The 19,648-nt window shown below is 43.7% G+C and carries 15 protein-coding genes; 7 read left to right on the top strand and 8 right to left on the bottom strand.

What is annotated here, in order from left to right; translation table 11 throughout:
- Positions 1-124: 124 nt before the first annotated feature.
- From BET10_RS11010 to BET10_RS11000, 3 genes are all read right to left on the bottom strand, one after another.
- On the bottom strand, positions 125-1,393 hold the full coding sequence (locus BET10_RS11010; RefSeq protein ID WP_083330513.1) for a Xaa-Pro dipeptidase: 1,269 nt from the start codon (positions 1,391-1,393) through the stop codon (positions 125-127).
- Positions 1,394-1,488: 95 nt separating this feature from the next.
- The gene (locus BET10_RS11005) at positions 1,489-2,103 is read right to left on the bottom strand and encodes a 1-acyl-sn-glycerol-3-phosphate acyltransferase (RefSeq protein ID WP_170829138.1); all 615 of its coding nucleotides are present in this window, start codon (positions 2,101-2,103) and stop codon (positions 1,489-1,491) included.
- A 50-nt stretch (positions 2,104-2,153) separates the two neighbouring features.
- Entirely contained in the window at positions 2,154-2,405 is a 252-nt protein-coding gene (locus tag BET10_RS11000) for a helix-turn-helix domain-containing protein (protein ID WP_070985640.1), read from the bottom strand.
- 259 nt (positions 2,406-2,664) lie between these two features.
- On the opposite strand from BET10_RS11000, the gene BET10_RS10995 reads away from it, so the two are divergent.
- Positions 2,665-3,390, top strand: a complete 726-nt coding sequence (locus BET10_RS10995) for an XRE family transcriptional regulator (protein ID WP_070985639.1) — start codon at positions 2,665-2,667, stop codon at positions 3,388-3,390.
- Positions 3,391-3,434: 44 nt separating this feature from the next.
- Here the strand turns inward: BET10_RS10995 and BET10_RS10990 are convergent, their stop codons facing one another.
- Complete coding sequence (locus tag BET10_RS10990) at positions 3,435-4,577, bottom strand: S8 family serine peptidase (protein WP_240503676.1); 1,143 nt, start codon at positions 4,575-4,577, stop codon at positions 3,435-3,437.
- 478 nt (positions 4,578-5,055) lie between these two features.
- On the opposite strand from BET10_RS10990, the gene BET10_RS10985 reads away from it, so the two are divergent.
- Complete coding sequence (locus tag BET10_RS10985) at positions 5,056-6,366, top strand: amidohydrolase (RefSeq protein ID WP_070985637.1); 1,311 nt, start codon at positions 5,056-5,058, stop codon at positions 6,364-6,366.
- On the opposite strand, the gene rluA is transcribed toward BET10_RS10985, so the two are convergent.
- Both rluA and rapA read right to left on the bottom strand, forming a co-directional pair.
- The gene (gene rluA / locus BET10_RS10980) at positions 6,363-7,016 is read right to left on the bottom strand and encodes a bifunctional tRNA pseudouridine(32) synthase/23S rRNA pseudouridine(746) synthase RluA (protein WP_070985636.1); all 654 of its coding nucleotides are present in this window, start codon (positions 7,014-7,016) and stop codon (positions 6,363-6,365) included. The two genes, BET10_RS10985 and rluA, sit on opposite strands and share 4 nt — an antisense overlap.
- A 131-nt stretch (positions 7,017-7,147) precedes the next feature.
- A complete protein-coding gene (gene rapA / locus BET10_RS10975) occupies positions 7,148-10,045 on the bottom strand; it encodes an RNA polymerase-associated protein RapA (RefSeq protein WP_070985635.1) in 2,898 nt (965 codons plus the stop codon).
- A 277-nt stretch (positions 10,046-10,322) separates the two neighbouring features.
- Between rapA and BET10_RS10970 the strand changes: the two genes are divergently transcribed.
- From BET10_RS10970 to BET10_RS10960, 3 genes are all read left to right on the top strand, one after another.
- Positions 10,323-11,729 (top strand): PhoH family protein, encoded by a 1,407-nt coding sequence (locus BET10_RS10970; RefSeq protein ID WP_070985634.1) that lies wholly within the window; start codon positions 10,323-10,325, stop codon positions 11,727-11,729.
- Between the two features lie 113 nt (positions 11,730-11,842).
- A complete protein-coding gene (locus tag BET10_RS10965) occupies positions 11,843-15,562 on the top strand; it encodes a hybrid sensor histidine kinase/response regulator (protein WP_070985633.1) in 3,720 nt (1,239 codons plus the stop codon).
- Positions 15,563-16,465, top strand: a complete 903-nt coding sequence (locus BET10_RS10960; protein ID WP_070985632.1) for a GGDEF domain-containing response regulator — start codon at positions 15,563-15,565, stop codon at positions 16,463-16,465.
- Between the two features lie 24 nt (positions 16,466-16,489).
- Here BET10_RS10960 and BET10_RS10955 read toward each other — a convergent pair whose 3' ends face one another.
- Both BET10_RS10955 and BET10_RS10950 read right to left on the bottom strand, forming a co-directional pair.
- Positions 16,490-16,861, bottom strand: coding sequence for a DUF3192 domain-containing protein (locus BET10_RS10955; protein ID WP_070985631.1), 372 nt, complete (start codon positions 16,859-16,861; stop codon positions 16,490-16,492).
- A gap of 154 nt (positions 16,862-17,015) precedes the next feature.
- The gene (locus BET10_RS10950) at positions 17,016-17,963 is read right to left on the bottom strand and encodes a D-2-hydroxyacid dehydrogenase (protein ID WP_070985630.1); all 948 of its coding nucleotides are present in this window, start codon (positions 17,961-17,963) and stop codon (positions 17,016-17,018) included.
- A 73-nt stretch (positions 17,964-18,036) separates the two neighbouring features.
- Here BET10_RS10950 and zntR point away from each other — a divergent pair, with 73 nt between their 5' ends.
- Positions 18,037-18,450 (top strand): Zn(2+)-responsive transcriptional regulator, encoded by a 414-nt coding sequence (gene zntR, locus BET10_RS10945; protein WP_070985629.1) that lies wholly within the window; start codon positions 18,037-18,039, stop codon positions 18,448-18,450.
- Entirely contained in the window at positions 18,434-19,615 is a 1,182-nt protein-coding gene (locus BET10_RS10940; protein WP_170829137.1) for an SO_0444 family Cu/Zn efflux transporter, read from the top strand. Before zntR ends, BET10_RS10940 begins: the two co-directional genes overlap by 17 nt.
- Positions 19,616-19,648 lie beyond the last annotated feature (33 nt).

The raw sequence follows: 19,648 nt of genomic DNA, 5'->3' as shown, positions 1-19,648 counted from the left end.
GCATAAATACAAGGGTAGAGTAAATTTACTTTTTGTAAAATAATTGTAAAAATGAACGACTGTATTTTTGGAAAGTTCGGCGTGTGGTTTTTCTGAGCCTGCTATAGAGCAGGCTCTACGGTATTTACTGCTTATAGATTTGACCATCTTTCATGACAAAACTGACATTTTCCAACGCTGTAATATCATGCAAAGGATCGCCATCAAGGGCGATAATATCGGCAAGGTAGCCCTCTGAGATCTTTCCTAAATCTGCTTGCTTGAGTAGTGCTGCGCTATTAACGGTAGCAGCTTGAATCGCCTGTAATGGGGTCATCCCAAACTGCACCATGCGCGAGAACTGTTTACCATTGTCTCCATGTGGATAAATTGCAGCATCGGAGCCAAATACCATATTTAGTCCGGCTTTTACTGCGCGGCGAAAACTCTCTCGCTGGGCTTTTGAAACTAACTTCTCTTTGTTGATATTCTCTTCGGGTACCCCATTGGCTTCGCCAAAGGCTAAAGTGTACTCGGTGTTATAAATGTCACAGGATAAATAAGTACCGTGCTGTTTTGCCAAGGAGATAGCTTCGTCATCCATGAAACTACAATGCTCTATACTATCTATCCCCGCGCGAATGGCTGCTTTAATACCATTGGTACCGTGGGCATGGGCCGCAATAACTAAGCCGCGCAAATGCGCTTCTTCAGCAGCTGCTTGCAATTCTTGTTCTGAAAACTGTTGAACGCCAACTTTAGTACCTTTAGAGAACACACCGCCTGTCGCGCATATTTTGATGGTGTTCGCACCATATTTGATATTCTCTCTCACTTTAGCGCGCACCGCCCAAGGTCCATCGGCGACGCCCGCCGCGACTGATTTTTTCTCCGGTGCGCTAAAGTTATCATCACAATGGCCACCTGTGATTGAAATGGCATTGCCTGCGCTGTAAATTCTTGGGCCAATCACTTCTTGTGCATTGATGGCATCTCGAACCGCAATAACGCTATAGCCGGGTGAACCAAGATTACGTATTGTTGTAAAGCCAGCTAACAGTGTTGTTTGGGCATTTTTTACCGCTTTAACGGTTTTTCTTGGAATTGAATAGTTTTGTGCAGCTAAGAAGTTATCTGACGGATCCCCGGTTAAATGTACGTGCATGTCCATTAACCCCGGTAGCAAGGTTTTATCTTTTAGCGTGATAACTTTTGCATCACTTGGAATTGGTAACTCACCTTGTTTAGCAATTTTTACGATGCGATTGTCTTCAATCAATAAGCTAGGGTTACTGATGCGCTCACCTGAATCCACATCGATGTAGGCTTTTGCATTAAGCACTGTGGTGTCTGCAAAAGCTTGCCCGCAAACTAAAGCAAGCGTGCAAATAGAACTAGATAAAGCTTTTTTCATATCATTTTTATTATTTGTGTTTGGTTTGCCCAGTATAGGCAACGTAATGTTCGCTGCGAATATATTGCGACAAAATATGCTGACTGTGCGTCGAATTAATCTCCAGAGACTTGCTGTGGGTATTTAGCCATTTCTTTATCAAAAAGCTTACAAAACCGCTGTAGTTCTTGCTCTATGTCGCCTTGAATATGCTGTGTGGGCATAATGACAAATTGCTTGTTGCGGTAATCCAACGCCATAGGCACAACGGGTACGTTGGCTGATTTAGCGATATGTAAAAAACCGGTTTTCCATTTGGCGGTTTTCTTACGCGTGCCCTCAGGGGCAATGCCAAGAATTAAGGCATCAGAGCGGTTAAACACGTCGGTAATTTGTGCAACCATACCGTGAGCTTGGCTTCGTTCTACCGCAATACCACCCATTTTCTTTAGCAACCAACCGATTGGTCCGAAAAAAATACTGTGTTTTCCTAAAAACTTGATTTCAATGCCAAGGCTGAGCTTTACCGAAATAGCCACGAAGAAATCCCAGTTGGATGTGTGAGGCGCGACCGCTGCTACAAATTTACCATATTGAGGAAACTCACCAGTGATACGCCAGCCCAACATACGCAGCATGACAGTGCCAAATGTACGGGAGAACGTCCCAGAGGTACGAGGAAGCTGCTTGGGTACGTCAATCAGGCGCTCGGTCTCTATTTTTTTTATCATTTCATTATCTTTATTATTTGTTATTTGTTATTTGTTATTTGTTATTGGGCTTATTCATCAGTGTGGATCATACCTAAAATCACATGTGCTACATCGAGAGAATAAACATCTTCTAGCAATCCTATCACGTCATTCCAGCGAGGGTTATATTCGTTATTCTCCCAGCGCCTAAGTGTTCGCTCTTCAATACCATAACTGGCTGCTGATTCGGCTTGAGTAAAGCCTCGACACTTGCGGGCAAACTTTAAAATATCAGCCCCTTTGGGCGTACGATTGGCTTGAATGTTAATCTGTGAAAGCATAATGTATAAATTCCTTCATTTATTACGCAAAAATACTAATGTCCAGTGAAATGCTTCATAAATTGATGTATAATGCAGCACTAAATACGCATAGATTGAAATTGACAGGGAATTCCCAAAGGTTGTTGTGCGTATTTTTTTAAATTTTAGATCTAAAAATTACGCATTTCAATGATTATTTTAGCGATTACGTCACTTTTTATTTGAACTGTGTCAAGAAACGCGTGTTTTTACTCTTAATAAATAAGGGAAATCATATATGTATGAAAATTATAGCGATAATGCGGTGACTGAAGAGGGAGGGGGTGCGTCATTCTCTGCGCGTGTAGAGCAAGCCATTAAGCCAGACAGTATTCGTAACTTTGCGTCAAAAATAGGTGTTTCAGAGGGCACGCTGCGTAGAATTCTAAAAGGAGAAGATCCAAAACTGAGTGTTATTGAGCGAATTGCTAAACAAGCAGGCGTGGATTTTATGTGGTTGGTAAAGGGGGTTGGTGACGCTTCAAGCAAATCCGATACATCACCTTTATTGAGTCAACGTGTTGTTAGTGTTGATGAATTCGAAGAAGAGTTTATTCTGGTGCCAGGCTATCACATCTCTGTAAGTACAGGTCATGGTGCCTTTAATGGGGCGGCGCGTATTGAGCGTCATTTAGCTTTTAGAAAAAAGTGGGTTGATTATAAAGGCTTGGATAAAAGCCAGTTGGCTGTTGTGTTTGCCAAAGGTGACTCTATGGAGCCGACGATTCACAATAACAATACTATTTTGGTTGACTTGTCGGATAAAAAGCTAAGTGAAGGGCTAATTTATGTGGTACGACTCGGCGAAGAGCTTTACGCTAAACGGTTACAACAGTATTTGGATGGCTCGGTTCGACTCATCAGCGACAATAAAGAATATGTGGATCAACACGTGCAACCTCATGAACTCGAACAATTAGAGATCATAGGGAAAGTTGTTTGGATTGGAAAAGACTTAGCCTAAAAAACGGCGCGCTAAATTAAGCGCGCCGTTTTGTTACTGGGAAATTACAGGTGAATGATGCTGTCAGCATTACCATCTGGGTCGTTAGTCGCTTTACCATCTACACTTGGGTTACCGTTGCTCATCATAATAACCGCACAAGCCGCTGGTGATGCCATTGACGTACCAGACATCGTTGTTGTTCCGCCACCATTGCGAGTTGATAAGATGCTAACACCTGGTGCTGCGTAATCTACTGGTGGGTTACCATAGTTAGAGAAGCTTGCGAAACGGTCGTTTGAATCCGTTGCAGAGATAGTATAAACACGGTTATGTGATGCACTAGCCGGTGAAACGTTACCAGCGTGCTGGCTTTCGTTACCTGCTGCAACAACAAAGAAAGCGCCTGATTGCTGTGCTGCATTTTCAACCGCATCATTTAGCTCTTGGTTAAAACCACCACCAAGGCTCATATTTGCACAATCGCCTGAACTTGCGTTAGCAGCAACGTGGTCAATACCGGCCAGTACGCCAGACCAGCTACCAGAGCCACGTGAGTCCAGTACTTTTACTGGTACAACAGATGCGCCAGCAGCTACACCCACTACATCAATATTGTTATCGATCGCAGCAATGGTGCCTGCTACGTGTGTACCATGACCGTTTCCGTCATCTACACCCGCATCACGACCTTTAGTGAATGCCGAGAAGCCTTTACTTGTATCAACGTTTAAATCAGCGTGATCTACGTCAATACCAGTATCGAGTACCCAAGCTGTATACTGGCTACCATCTACTGGACCACCTACACGCGTTACACTCCAAGGTGTTTGTTGAGATTGGCTGCCGCCGCCACCTGGCTTACCTTTTGCAGCTGGGCTTGCGTGTACTACGCCATCAGGAGTGAAACGCATAATGTCAGTGTTACCTGAAAATGCTGCTTTAGCTTTTTCACAGCTCATGTTCACAGCCATACCTTTGATACTGTTTTTATAGATATGCTTTGCTTGAGCATTTGCTTTAGCAACCATGCCGCGAGCTTTGCCTTCAACATCAAACTTTGATACGCCATCGTTAAAACGCACGATACAGGTGTTAGCAATTTCCATATCGGCTGCTGCACCTTGATAGCTTGGTTCTTGAGCTAACGTGCTAGTGCTGGTAATGGCGAAGGCGATAGACAAAGTAAGAAGAGATTTTTTCATCATGTTGTTCCTATTTATAATTATTAGATTATTAACCTTTATTTAAAGGTTGTTACAAAGTTAGCTATTATTTAACAGTTGTCAAAGGTGAAATGGTAAAAAAATTTATATTTCCTTTTGTAGGTGCATAAATGATTTTTCTTATCGTTAAAAAGGTAATTTTGTTCGGTTTTTGTTATCCACTGTGTATTTTATATGCTTATTTATAATAAATGAGCGTCTGGAAGTTTGAATGTATAGGAGTGTAATCATTGGTTTTTTTAGTACATTTTGGTTTTATTTTGGGCGCTTGTAGAGTGGTGAAAATTGTAAGATTGGCAACAGGTATTTACTAAATTATAGGTCAGCAATATCAGAGCTTTTAATCCAGTTTTCAAACAACTGTAAATGAACACACATTCCGCATGGATAGCTAAATATTGTGTAACTAGGTGTTAGTTGCTAATTTGAGGTCTGACTTAAGGAAGTGGGAATAATAATAATGAAAAAGCTGATCATGTGTTTACCTATGTTGATTGCAAGCCAGGCCTACGCGCTATCTCTTGCGGACAATGTTAAATCCGATATATCGTATTTGGAGTCCTTATATTTACACCTGCACCAAAACCCAGAGCTGTCTTATCAAGAAAAAAACACCGCTGCGCGTTTGGCCTCAGAACTAGAGGTGCTTGGCTTTGATGTGACAAAAGGGGTGGGCGGGCATGGTGTAGTTGGCTTGCTTAAAAATGGTGAGGGTCCCACTGTAATGATCCGAGCTGATACCGATGCGCTGCCCATCATTGAACAGACGGGCAAAAAATATGCGTCAAAAGTAAAAGTATTAGATAGCAATAATAACGAAGTTGGTGTGATGCATGGCTGTGGGCATGACATTCATATGACCAGTTTTATAGGTGCTGCCAAACAACTTGTGGCGTTGCGTGCCAATTGGCAAGGTACTTTAATGATGGTGGCACAGCCCGCTGAAGAGGTGGGGGCTGGTGCTAAAGCTATGATCAAAGAGGGGCTGTTTAGCCAGTTTGCCAAACCTGATCATGTGTTAGGGCTACACGTTAGTGCCTCAGTACCCGCTGGCAAAGTGGCCATCGCGCCGGGTTATGCCTTAGCGAATGTGGATTCGGTTGATATTACCGTTAAAGGTAAAGGTGGTCACGGTGCTTACCCGCACACTACGGTAGATCCTGTGGTCTTGGCCTCGCGCATTGTACTGGCCTTGCAAACGATTACCAGTCGCGAGATATCACCGCTGCAACCTTCGGTTATCACTGTGGGGTCAATTCATGGGGGCTCAAAACACAACATCATCTCGAATGAGGTGAAACTGCAACTGACGCTGCGCTCCTACGACCCTAAAGTAAGAGAGCAGCAAATCGCTACCATAGAGCGTATGACCAAGGGGATTGCTTTGAGTGCAGGGCTGCCAGAGGACATGGCACCGAGTGTGTACGTCAATACAGACGAAACCATTCCCTCTACATACAATGACCCTGACTTAGCGGCCAAAGTAACGGATGCAATTAAACAAGAGCTTGGTGCGGATAATGTCATGAAGTCTGAGCCGGTAATGGCGGGAGAAGACTTTGGCCTATATGGCTTAACCGACGAAAATATCCCAATCACTATTTTTTGGCTGGGTGGGGTAGAACCTGAGCTTTATCAAAAAGCACAGAAAAATGGCGATACGCTACCTTCATTGCACTCAAGTCAATTCGCTCCAGACTATCCGCTGACTATAAAAACGGGCGTCAGAGCAATGACGGCAAGTGCATTAGGGTTGTTTAATCAGCACTAAAATGGCACAGGGGCGTTAAAGGTCATCATTTGGCCCGTATCAGGATGACAAATCTGTAGCATCTCGGCATGTAACTGCAAACGAGGTGCTGCAGCCAGCGCTTTGTCTTTGGCATAAAGTCTATCGCCCAATATCACATGGCCAAGTGACAGCATATGTACGCGTAATTGATGTGAGCGACCTGTGATGGGAGTTAATTTCACTCGGGTGGCGTGCTGTTCATAATTGAGTACTTCAAAGTGCGTCAACGAAGGTTTGCCCGTATCGTGACACACCATCTGTTTAGGGCGATTTGGCCAATCACAAATGAGTGGCAAGTCCACCGAACCGCTTTGCTGCGCTAACTTACCATGGATGCGGGCAATATAGTGCTTATTCGTCAATCTATCTTGAAATTGAATACTTAAAAAGCGGTGTGCCGCTTTACTCATTGCCAAACATAGCACTCCCGATGTTGCCATATCTAAGCGGTGCACAATGCGCGCGTTTGGAAACACCGTATTGACTCTGCTGATTGCGCTGTCCGCATGTTTTGGATCCTTACCTGGCACAGTTAATAAGCCGCTGGGTTTGTTGATCACAAGCATGTGATCATCTTGATACAAAATTTCTAAATAGGGGTCGCGCGGTGGCGCATAGTTTAACAACACAGGTCTGGCCTTAAATGAAACAAGCGCGACATTTTAACGGGGTTTTTGATAATCGCAAAATATGGTGTCAGGTTTGGTGATAAAAGCGTAAAGCAAAGGCCAAGCGTTGCACTTGGCCTTATGCATTTTTCTTAGTCGTGGGTCACCACGATTAAGCGGATTGCATCAAGCTTAAGTTGAGCCTTGGCAATATGATTAGTCAGCTCGGTACGTTGCTTATCAAATACCGCTATTTCCTCATCGCGAATGTTCGGGTTGACGGCTTTGAGCGCCACTAGGCGGCCCTGTTCATCGGCCATGACTTCTAGCATTTTCTGTTGTGCTTGAGCTTGAATCGCATCCAACTCCTGCGTTGCTAAGGTATTGGCTTGAGTGATAAGCGGATGAATTGCGCTTTGTAACGCGTTTGCTAGTTTACTCGCTGTTTGACGACCTACAGCAGAAAGTTGATTGTTGAAAGCGTCAAACGCAACATTTGCCGCTAAATTGTTGCCTGCTTTGTCCAGTAAGATACGAACCGGCGTTGGCGGTAAGAATCGACCCAGCTGTAGAGCTTTTGGCGCGGAAGCTTCGGCGATAAAGATTAACTCCACGAAGAAAGTGCCCACGGGGAGCTTTTTGTTTTTCAACAAGGCCACAGAAGCACTACCAAAATCATCATCACAGATCATATCCATGGTGCCCTGTACCATTGGGTGATCCCAACTGATAAAGTGCGCATCTTCTTGTGATAGCGCGGTCGTACGGTCAAAGGTCACGGTTATTCCGTCATCTCTCAAGCAAGGGAACGATGGGTTTAACATGTGTTCCGTCGGCTTCAGGATAATGGTATTTTCACCTTTATCTTCTTGGTTCACACCAAAAATATCAAATGCATTGATCATGTATGCAGGTAGAACAACGTCGTCATCAAGCGCTTCAATATCTTGTACCAAACGTTCTGCTTTACCTTGACCGCTTGAATGTAGCTCTAAAAGTCGGTCACGGCCTTGCTCCATCTGACTGCGCAATACTGCGTTTTTCTTCGCAGCTTGCTCTAGTAGCGGGTCTAGTACATCTTCGTCACAGTTGTGCTCGCCAATTAACTCAAGCAATTCTTCAGAAAACTCTTTGTATAACATCTGGCCCGTAGTACTGGTCGTTTCAAAGGCATCTAAGCCGTCTTGATACCAACGCAATAGCACTTCTTGTGCGGTGTTTTCAAAGTAAGGTACATGAATATTCACATCATATTTTTGACCAATTCTATCTAGGCGGCCGATGCGTTGCTCAAGTAAATCAGGGTTTAGCGGTAAATCAAATAGCACTAGGTGATGCGAGAACTGAAAGTTTCGCCCCTCTGAGCCTATTTCTGAACACAATAACACTTGTGCACTGTCGTATTCATCCGCAAAAAATGCCGCTGCACGGTCACGTTCAACGATTGACATGCCCTCATGGAACACTGCGGCTTTGATTGCTTCGCGTTCGCGCAACACTTGTTCCAGACTGATAGCGGTTTGCGCTTCAGCACAGATCAACAACACCTTTTCATGTTTCAGTGATTTAAGCGTATCGATGAGCCAGTCTACGCGTGGGTCAAATGCCGCCCAACCGCTGCCAGCACCTTCAAACTCTTGAAAGATCTTTTCGGGGAATAATGCTCGCAACGCTGACTTTTCAGCACTTTGTATGCCGCCCATGGTGCCAAGTACCGACATGGCTGTTTTATATTGTTTAGGTAGAGCAACGGGGTAACTGTGTAGCTTACGGCTCGGATAGCCGTCAATCCCACTACGGCTATTACGGAATAAAATTCGGCCTGTGCCATGGCGGTCTAAAAGCATAGAGAGGATCTCTTGTTTAGCCGCTTCATCACCCGCTTGTGCGTTACCCAATATGTCTGAAATGTCAGTTTCTTTAAGCAGTTCAATAATGGTCTGTTGGCCCTTGTCGTCCAAAGCCCCGTCTTGTAACAGCTGGTTAGCGGCATCAGCCACTTCTTTGTATTGGCTTTCTTCTGCTACAAATGCGTCGTAGTCGTAGAATCTATCTGGGTCGAGTAATTTTAGACGGGAAAAGTGGCTGTAATGCCCAAGCTGATCTGGTGTTGCTGTTAACAGGATCAAGCCTGGGATATCCTGACTTAATTCAGCGATGCGCTGATATTCGGTACTGGGCTTTTCTTTTGTTACGGTCAGGTGATGGGCTTCGTCAATAACCAGTAAATCCCAGTCAGCAAGCGTTGCTTGCTCAAACCAACGGCGTTTTTTGGTGATAAATTCAAGGCTGACTAATACTAACTGCTCGGTTTCAAACACATTGGGGGAGTCAGCGAACGCTTCATCACAGCGTTCCTCGTCAAAAATAGAAAAGCGCAGGTTGAAACGACGAAGCATTTCTACCAGCCACTGGTGCTGCAGATTCTCAGGTACTACGATGAGCACTCGGTTAGCGCGACCGGTCAAAATTTGCTGATGTAGAATCATACCCGCTTCAATCGTTTTACCTAAACCCACTTCGTCAGACAGTAATACACGTGGCGCAAAGCGTTTACCAACTTCATCCGCAATGTAAAGCTGGTGAGGAATAAGGCTTGCGCGTTGACCCACAACACCTTTAAGGTGTGATTGCTGGCGGTTAAACTGATGTTGCCAAGTTTGGTAGCGCAATGTGTATCGGTCAAAGCGGTCCACTTGACCTGCAAACAACCTGTCTTGTGGTTTGTTAAACTTGATAAAATGATCAAGAAAGGTTTCTTTTAGGATGGTTTTTTCTTCTGTATCGAGACGGATACCGTGATAACACAATAGCTCGCCCTCAAGCTCAACTTTTTCTACTTGTAATTCCCACTCATCAACATGACGAATAACATCTCCGGGATTAAAAATAACGCGGGTGACGGGTGCTTCTTGCATGGCATAAACGCGGTTTTCTCCACTGGCTGGGAACAATATCGTTACTTGGCGGCCTTCCAAAGCCACTATAGTGCCTAATCCTAAATCTGATTCTGTGTCACTGATCCAGCGCTGACCTAAGGAAAAATTCATGTTTGTCTCGTCTTAAGCAGAAAAAAGGCGGCTATGTTACCCGTTCGCTTGCTGTTGTTCAATCTTGTTTATTGTTGCCGAATGTGCATATTCAAAAACCTAAAAAGCGCGGAAACAGAGTACCTAGTGCTGCTTAAAAATTGAGCGCTTGATTGTCATGAAACGGACTTTTATGACAAATAGACTAAACTTGGTTTATAGCCTTATGTTTATTGGTATAACCACCAACGAATTTAAAGGGTATAGCATATATCATTGCAAACGACAGGAATGCGCTATGGGAAAAGATCAAGACCTCGACAGAAAAGTGTACGTGCTTGACACCAACGTACTACTCCATGAACCCCTCGCTTATCTTTCCTTTCAAGAACATGACGTAGTCATCCCGATGACCGTACTTGAAGAGCTAGATCATATTAAAGATAGAAAGCGCGATGTAAGTCGTGACGCTAGAGTGGCTATTCGTAGCCTAGACGATGTCCTAAGAGACGCCTCCCCAGAACAAATGCTAGAAGGAGTCCGTTTACCCAGTATCCAATCAGATAAAGAACATGGGCCACTTGCACGTGGTAAGCTAATAATTGTGAACGATCATTTGTTTCCAGACAGCATTTCTGGCTTGCCCGGTAATGAAAATGATCACCGCATTATTAATTGTGCCGTTCGCCTGCAAAAGCAATACAGTGAAAAAAAAGTAGTCTTGGTGACCAAAGACATCAATATGCGCTTAAAGGCTAAAGGGGCGGGTTTAAAGTTTGTTGAAGATTATCGTACCGACCAGTTAATCGACGACATTAAATTACTTAGCACTGGGTTTAAAAAAATTTCAGGCGACTTTTGGCAAAATGTGGGCGATTGCACATCAGAGCAACAGGGGCGCTACACCCTACATCACGTGCCTAAAACTTTACTGCCTGATGTATTTTGTAACGAGTATTTAATTGATGATGGAGAACACTTTGCAGCTCGAGTGGATAGTTTTGACGACGAGCATATTACGTTAAAAGATCTAAGTCGTGAACGTCTCATGCATCAAATGGCTTGGGGGGTAAAACCAAAAAATATTTATCAAGGCATGGCGCTGGATGCGTTGCTTGACCCAGATATTGAGCTTGTGATCCTAACGGGGCCTGCTGGGTGTGGTAAAACGCTATTAGCACTTGCCAGCGCACTGGAAATGATTATCGAAAAAGGTATTTACGACAAAGTCATTGTGACGCGTAATACCCCCGAAATTGCCGAAAGTATAGGTTTTTTACCGGGAACGGAAGAAGAGAAAATGGCGCCTTGGTTAGCCGCAATCACTGATACGTTAGAAGTGCTACACAAAAATGATGAAAGCCCAATTTCAAGCAGAAATTACATCATGGAGAAGGCGAACATTCAGTTTAAGTCGGTGAACTTCATGCGTGGCCGCAGTATTCAAAATGCAGTGGTTATCTTGGATGAGAGTCAAAACTTAACGGCCTCGCAATTGAAAACCATTATTACCCGTTGTGGGGAAGGCACTAAGTTGATTTGCTCTGGTAATTTAGCACAAATCGACAGTAATTATCTTACCCCTGTCACATCTGGTTTAACCTACCTAGTGGAGCGCTTTAAGCACTTTGAGGGCAGTGCAACGGTGAATTTGAACGGCGTTGTGCGTAGTCGTTTAGCCTCTTTTGCAGAAGAAAACTTATAAAACGATATGCGATGCAGGTGACTATTTTGTGACCTGCATTGACCTATTTTTATAGACATACACCACATTACTGGTAATGTTCCAGCTTAATAATAATTTACTCGCTCGGTTCAATGGACGATAACCAAGAATTTATTCCACTGAAAAAATATCGCAGGGCAGCGCTCACTGGCCTACTGATCTCCATTATTGTGGCCAGCTTCTTATGCTTACATTTATATCACATCAAACTTAACCGAGCATTTAATGAGCACAGAGCTTACTTTGATGCCATAGATACTCAGGTGGTACAAAAAGTCGCTGAAGCGAGCAATGTGATAGACAATATCTTTATTAGCCTAGATCAGCCCCTAGCCTATGAATATGATCAGACAATTCTGCGTGCTATCCAAAAGAGTGACAACTATTACCATAAACTAGACAATGACGCAGGGGAGATAGTCGCTCGCAAAAATGGCAAGCAGCCGGTTACAGTACCGCAAAACTGGCAACAGATTTTGGCGTTAGGACCAGCATTTAACACAGCATTGGCATTGGTTCCGCCGCTTGATGCGATAGGTTATGTCAAAGAAGGGCAATTTGCGTTTGTACGCAGAAAAGATACTAGCACCAGCCACTTGTTAAGTGCCATGCTCGATGGGGCGCTGGCCCCAGACTTTTCTTTATACAACTTTAGTACCAGCGGGCGCGTTACTATCAAGGGCAGGCATTATTTTAGTATTGCCAAGCAAAGTGGCAGTGCGCGTGGCGAATATGTGGTGCTTGTGTACGACAGTGAAGATGTTGCGACTTGGCTAACAGATATTACCTCAGCCCATGTACAAATTAGCTTGATCAATAAAGACAAGCGCAACTTGCTCAGTGATGAACTGATCCAGTTGAAACCCAAGCATCAAGTCAATCAATTTGAACCGTGGCAAGGTGGTGTGCAGTTATACACTTTACGCTCTCAGTCACCAATTGATTTAGTCTATGAGCAAGACGAGGCCCAGTTTCTCAAACCTGTGTTATTCGAAGTGTTGCTGGAGTTTAGCTTTTTATCGCTTTTTGTGATCGCGACTTACACATTACTTAGCTGGTTAAGTAATCGAATTTTTATCCGCCCAGTGAGCTATTTTGTGAGCTATTTGACGCATCAAGACCACGCGCCTCAGAACACCTTTGATTACGTAGTGCCTGTTGATTGGCAGCCGTGGTTTGCAAAGGTCAAACAAGTAGTGATGCAAAAGCAAAGCTTGTTAGAGCAACTGCAAGAGCACAACGAAATGCTTGATGAGCAAGTGAAGCTACAACAGCGCGCCCTATCACGATCACTGGAAGCCAAAGAGCGACAAGCGGCACTGTTAAATACGGTTTTAGACAGTGTCCCTGATCTGATTTACTTCAATAATATCGATGGCTCTTTCATTGGCTGTAATCGAGCCTTTGAGCAGTTTTTGGGAATAGAAAAATCGCAACTGGTTGGGCGAGAGCTTGCTGATGTGACGAATGAGTACCCACAATTGCTGACACTTGAACAGCAAATGCGTGACGAGAGGCGCTCTATCACACAAACGATAGTACTGGATCACAAAAGTTATATGCTGACGGTGAGTCCGCTGTTGGATATACATCGAGGGTTGCTAGGTAGTTTGGGAGTAGCCAGAGATGTCACTGAGCAACAGCAAGCGATGAAAGCACTACAAACATCGGAAGAGAATTTTAAATCAGCGATGGAATATGCCCCCAATGGCGTGATTTTGGTGTCGCTGGATAAAAGCGTACTGGTGATAAACAAAGCAGCAAAACGTTACCTTAGCTGTGAAGACCCCGAGCTAAACGTTCATCTGTCTTCGTTGTTTAATTCCGATAACTACCTAGCGATTTCTCACATTCTTAGCATGTTATTACAAGACAATAACAATGTTCTTGAGCTGAGCCTATCGCAAGGGGAGCCACTTTACTGGTTGCAACTTAGTGCTTCTTTGGTCTGGGATAAAAACAAAGAGCCAAAGTATTTTGTTTTACATTTACAAGATATCACCAGTTTGACGCAGGCAAGGTTAGACGCTGAACGTGCAACATTGGCGAAAAGCCGATTTATTGCCAATATCAGCCATGAGATCAGAACTCCTTTGAATGTTATTCAAGGCGTTATTGATATCGTCAAAAAACAAGGAGTCAGCGAGCGACAAAGTAATTTGCTCGGTCAGGTTCAGCACGCTTCGGAGCAGTTACTTAGTATGCTTAACAGTATTTTATCTTTTGCTAAAGTGGAAGGGCAGCATCAGGAACTATCTTTTGCACCGTTTTGCATCGCCACCTTAATCAAAGATTGTCAGGATTTAATTTTGCCGCTAAGTGAGCAAAAACAGTTACAGCTAGAGCTTAAGGTCGATGAACGCATATGGCCAACTCTAAAAAATGACGAAAACAAGATAAAGCAAGTGCTCCTTAACTTGTTGAACAATGCCGTCAAATATACTCTCACAGGCACCATCACATTGTCCTTAAAGATAGTGAGCGACACTAACTCTGAGCAAAGTATTCGTTTTAGTGTTCAAGACACTGGTGTAGGCATCAAGCAAGAAGATCAACAGCGACTATTTGATGCGTTTACACAGGGGGATGAGTCACCAGCTAGGCGTCATGAGGGAATTGGATTAGGTCTCGCAATTGTAAAACATGAAGTGTCGAAGCTTGGGGGAGAGATTGCGTTAATTAGTGAGCCTGAGCAAGGTAGTGAATTCTATTTTACGTTAACCTTAGATAAAGTACGTAATGAAGTACCTCATCGAGTAATGCATACCCTATGGCTTTGTAGCAGTCGCCGCGTCACTGAGTATATGAATAAACCTTACATAGATGTTGTGCATGAAATGCAAGAGGTGTTTGCCAAACTGGAAGAACAACATTTCGATTGCCTGATTATCAGTGCAAGTGACGACGCACTCACTATTCTTAATTCAAAACATACTGCTTTGAAGTCGCTAAAACATATCGTTATTCCAGAGTCGGTAGCTGTGGTACCGTTACAGCCTTGTCCACAAGTAACATCGCTGAGCGAAGCAATATTTCTGCAAAGTGCATATTGCTTTTTATTCACCCACGGGAGTGAGACTAAGCATCCACAGCTACCCAATAAAAAGGTCTCTGGTAGCCTATGCTTAGTGGTGGATGATAACCATCTCAACCTCAGTATCACAGCAAACATGCTGCAAACGCTAAGTGTGAATGTAGCAACACAGGCCTCAGCTGAGAGTCTACTGGAGGTTGTTACACGTCTGCAACCAGACCTGATTTTAATGGATATTCACATGCCAGAAATTGATGGATATCAAGCGACACAGGAGATACGAACTAAACTACGTAATTTTGGCAAACCCATCATTGCATTAACGGCTAATTCATCGCTGGGAGAAAAAGATCATGCTCTGTCGGTTGGCATGAATGACTATCTGACAAAGCCTTTGTCTCAGGTGAAATTGCTTGAAACCCTGCAAATACATCTCAACTGTGAGGGGGTGTTCTTTGATCAAGAAATGGGGCTACGGCAGATGATGGGAAATGCTGAATTATTGAACAAAATGCTTGATAAATTTGCGACTATGTGTACAGAATATTTACAAAGGATTGACACACTCAATGATGATAACCAGCTTCAGATGCTGGCGCATAATATCAAAGGTGCCGCTGGTGGGATTGGCTTTACCAATTTATCTATGGCTGCAAAATCCCTTGAGCTGCATATTAAAGAAGCCGGTACATTACAACACCTTGATTTTAAAGACGCCTTAAAAGTGCATTTACAACAGGTACGGCAGTTTATATTAATGAGATATAAAGGGGAGTAAATGCATAGCAACGCACAAGTACTGGTTGTTGACAGTGACCCACTAAACCGGGTTGTACTTGAAAATACCCTAAGCGAAGACTGTCTCGTGGCTTTGCAGGATAATTGCGAGGATGCAATTAGCTTTATTGCGTCCCATAAAGTCGATTTAATCATTACGGATATTACCTTGGTTGATGCTCAAGGGGTGCCATTTATTCAAAGGCTAAAAGACCATACGGATACCTATAAAATCCCCGTCATTATTGTATCTTCAAGTAATAGTTATAGTGATGAAGTTAAAGGTTTACAGATGGGAGCCGTGGATTATATTACTAAGCCTTTTAGTCCTTTAATTGTCAGAGCCAGAGTAAGAATACACTTAGTGTTAAAGCAAAAAAGCGATTTATTGGAGGAGTTGGCATCAATAGATGGGCTGACGGAGCTGCCAAATCGTCGTTTGTTTGATAAGCACCTAGCGCAACAATGGCAGGCTTGCCATTCGCAGGGTAAGACGCTAGGAATTGTATTAGTTGATATAGACTACTTTAAGGCTTACAACGATGTGTATGGCTACGGTGCTGGGGATGAATGTTTGATCAAAGTTGCCCGTTCTTTGAAAGAAACGGTTGATGCTCAGCAAGGGTTTATTGCTCGCTTCGATGGGGTGCGGTTTGCAGTTGTATTGGCTGGGTGCTCGATTGAGCAGGTTGAAGCGTTATCTCATCTGATGCATGACGCAATAGATAAGTTACTACTACCTCATAAGTCTTCCCCCATCTGCGCGCATGTAAGTATTAGCACAGGTATGGTGTTAGTAGAGAAGGAGTTTTCATTTGGGGTGGCGAAATGTTTGCAATACGCTGATAACGCTTTGATGCAAGCTCACGTCAATCAAGAGCGTATGGTGTTGCTTATGAGGTGAGTCATGCTCACCTCATAACGTGGTTTACAGTATTTCTGACATCGCCGCGCTACCAAAACCAATCAACTTGGCATCTTTGAATACCAAAGGAGTACATTCATCTTTGGTCACTTTTCCGTCGGAATGTCTACTGTTAGTGGCAAAATAAAGCACCTGATACACGCTATCGCCCTTTTTGACTAATTCAGTGAAGTCAGGCGTATTGAAGGTATTTAAAACATGTTGGTAGTCGGCACCAATACTTAGCTCTGAGATTTTTTCACGGTTATTTTTTTGTGTTTTTTGCCAGTTGCTGTGCCCAGCCCAATTATGGTCAACTTCACCATCTGATACGGCTACAATACAGCCTGTTAGTAGGGGAGTGGCCAGTGCAGAGATTAAAAGTAATTTTTTCATTTTTTATTTGATCCTTAAAAAGACGTACCTGCATCTAAGCAATTTAATTGCCAACTTTAAAAGTTGTTATATATTAAGGTGTTATGGATTGACCTGAGAAATTCTGTGTCAAAAAGGCTAATCCCTTTGGTTTAATTCATCATAATTTGGTTAATTAGATTACTCTATTGAGTTGCTCACCACAGTTAAAACTTTGAATATTATCAGCAATATTTTGCACAAGTCGTGCGATAGACTCTTTGCTGGCCCATGCAATATGTGGAGTGAGAATTAAATTACGCGCATGGTACATCAGCAGTGGGTTGTCGCTTTGTGCAGGTTCTTGAGACAGTACATCAACGGCCGCACCTGCGAGCTGATTGTGACTAAGTGCCTTAACCAGTGCTGCTTCGTTAACTATGCCGCCTCGCGCAGTGTTGATTAATACACAGCTTGGTTTGAGTGTGGCAAATTCTCGCTCATCAAATAAGTTGCGGGTTTGATTCGTTAAGGGGCAGTGTATTGAGATGATATCAGCCTGTTGTATTGCTTGCTCAAACGGCACGCGTCCTGCTCTGATGGTTGGGCTGTCACGTTGTTCGGCGATAATCACCTGTGCCCCAAAGGCTTCGGCAACTTTTGCTACCGCCTGGCCCAATGCGCCGTACCCAATAATAGTAAACTTTTTACCTGCAATTTCACTGATTGGGTGGTCCAGCCGGCAAAACATATCACTTTTTTGCCAAAGCCCGTGATGACAATCTTGGATATATTGATGGACGTTACCCATCAAGTTGCCCAGCAGCGTAAATGTATGTTGAACGACACAGGGCGTCGAATATCCAGCAACATTTGTCACTGCAATGTTTAGCGCCTTGGCGGCATCAAGACTGATGTTGTTAGTGCCTGTGGCAGCAACACAAATGAGCTTGAGTTTGGGTAGCTGAGATAAAGCATCGGCATCCAATACTACTTTATTGCTAATTACCACTTCAGCATCAAGACAGCGTGCGACTATGTCCTGTTTTTCTGTGCTGTCATAAATTTTTAGATCACCGCAACGCTCTAACGGCTCTAACGGTGTATTTGCGAGGGTTTGTGCATCAAGGATAACTATGTTCATAACTTTTCTCAAAAAGGCTTGACCTTGGTGTTTACTCTAAGGTTTATACTGTAACACAAATAGGGAGGCACAAATGAAAATTGGTGAAATGGCAAGATTGTTAGGTGTATCTACAGATACGCTGCGTTATTATGAGCAACATGGATTACTGTCGCCAAGCGAGCGTAGTGACTCTGGGTATCGCCTTTACAATGAGGCTCAGCTCAAGCAGATGCAATTTATTTTGCGTGCCAAAGAGGTGGGATTTAGTTTAAAAGAGACGTTCGAGCTGCTGCAAATTAAAGTCGATAAGAATCAACATAGTTGTGAAGAAGTAAAAGCGATTACATTACAGAAGTTAGAGCTGGTGCGTACTCGAATAGCAGAATTACAGCGCTTCGAGCAGTCTTTATCTAAGTTGGCTAAAAGGTGTTGTGGTGGACAAGAAAGTGCAGATTTTTGCTCAATTTTAACCGCGTTGGAGGATGTTGATGGAACTTGTAACTAATTTTTGGCAATTATTTTTGCTGTCTGCTCCGTGGTTAATACTGGGCTTGTTTCTAGCTGGCGTGATCAATGTATTTATCGCGAAAGACTTTTTGCAAAGGCACTTGGGCGAAGAAGGTGTATGGACCACAGTCAAAGCGGCTTTAATTGGTGCGCCCATGCCATTGTGTTCATGTGGTGTTATCCCTGCTGCGATTGGACTGCGCAGAGCGGGAGGCTCAAAAAGTGCGACAACTGCATTTTTGGTTTCGACCCCTGAAACCGGTGTGGATTCTATTTCTGTATCGTATGTTTTACTTGGGCCTTTTATGGCTATTATCCGACCTATCGCTGCCGTATGTAGTGCAATAGTGGCGGGTGTGTTGGTTGGCAGGGATACTAAATCGCAATCACCGACGACACATAAACCTACAACACAGGGCTGTTGTGACAGTGAACCTGCGGTTGCTGCGTCAAGTTGCTGTAACACAGAACAGGAGCAGGCAAGTACGCAAACGAGTTGTTGCGCAACGCAGCATCAAGCCCCTCAATCAGCCACTTGCTGTGATACCAAAGCCACTGTCGCAAAACAAAGCTGCTGTGACACGCAAGATACACCACAAGAATCCTTTTTAGGTAAAATGTGGCGAGCGATTAAATTTAGCAGCAACAAGTTGTTGTCAGACACTATGGTGTGGCTGATGATCGGACTGTTTTTTGCTGCTGTGGTGCAAACCTTTGTGCCAGAATCGTTTTTGAGTCAGTGGGGCGGTGGCATTATTGCCATGATGGTGGTGATCTTAATTAGTATTCCTATGTATATTTGTGCAACGGCTTCAACGCCTATTGCTGCCGGTTTACTAATGGCTGGGGTTTCTCCAGGGGCTGTTTTGGTCTTTATGCTGGCAGGGCCTGCCACAAATATTGCAACTTTAGGGGTAGTAGGGAAAGAGTTAGGAAAACGAGCGGTGATTGCTTATTTAGGTGGCGTGATTGGCGTGGCAATTATATTTGGTTTTTTAACAGACTTCCTCGTTGCAAGCTATGGGTTTGCTGTTGAACCGATGGTACAAATGCAACATGAAATATTGCCTCAGTGGTTTACATTGTTGACTGGCCTCGTTTTACTCGCATTGATGCTACGTCTAGTGTGTCTGGATGTGTGGCAAAAGGTCGCTGGAAAATAATTGCTTAGCTATTTGCAAAGGTGGTCAGACTTG

This window comes from Pseudoalteromonas amylolytica, assembly GCF_001854605.1.
GTDB lineage: Bacteria > Pseudomonadota > Gammaproteobacteria > Enterobacterales > Alteromonadaceae > Pseudoalteromonas > Pseudoalteromonas amylolytica.
Note: the sequence above shows the minus strand (reverse complement) of the source record. Positions and strands in the feature narration are given on the sequence as shown.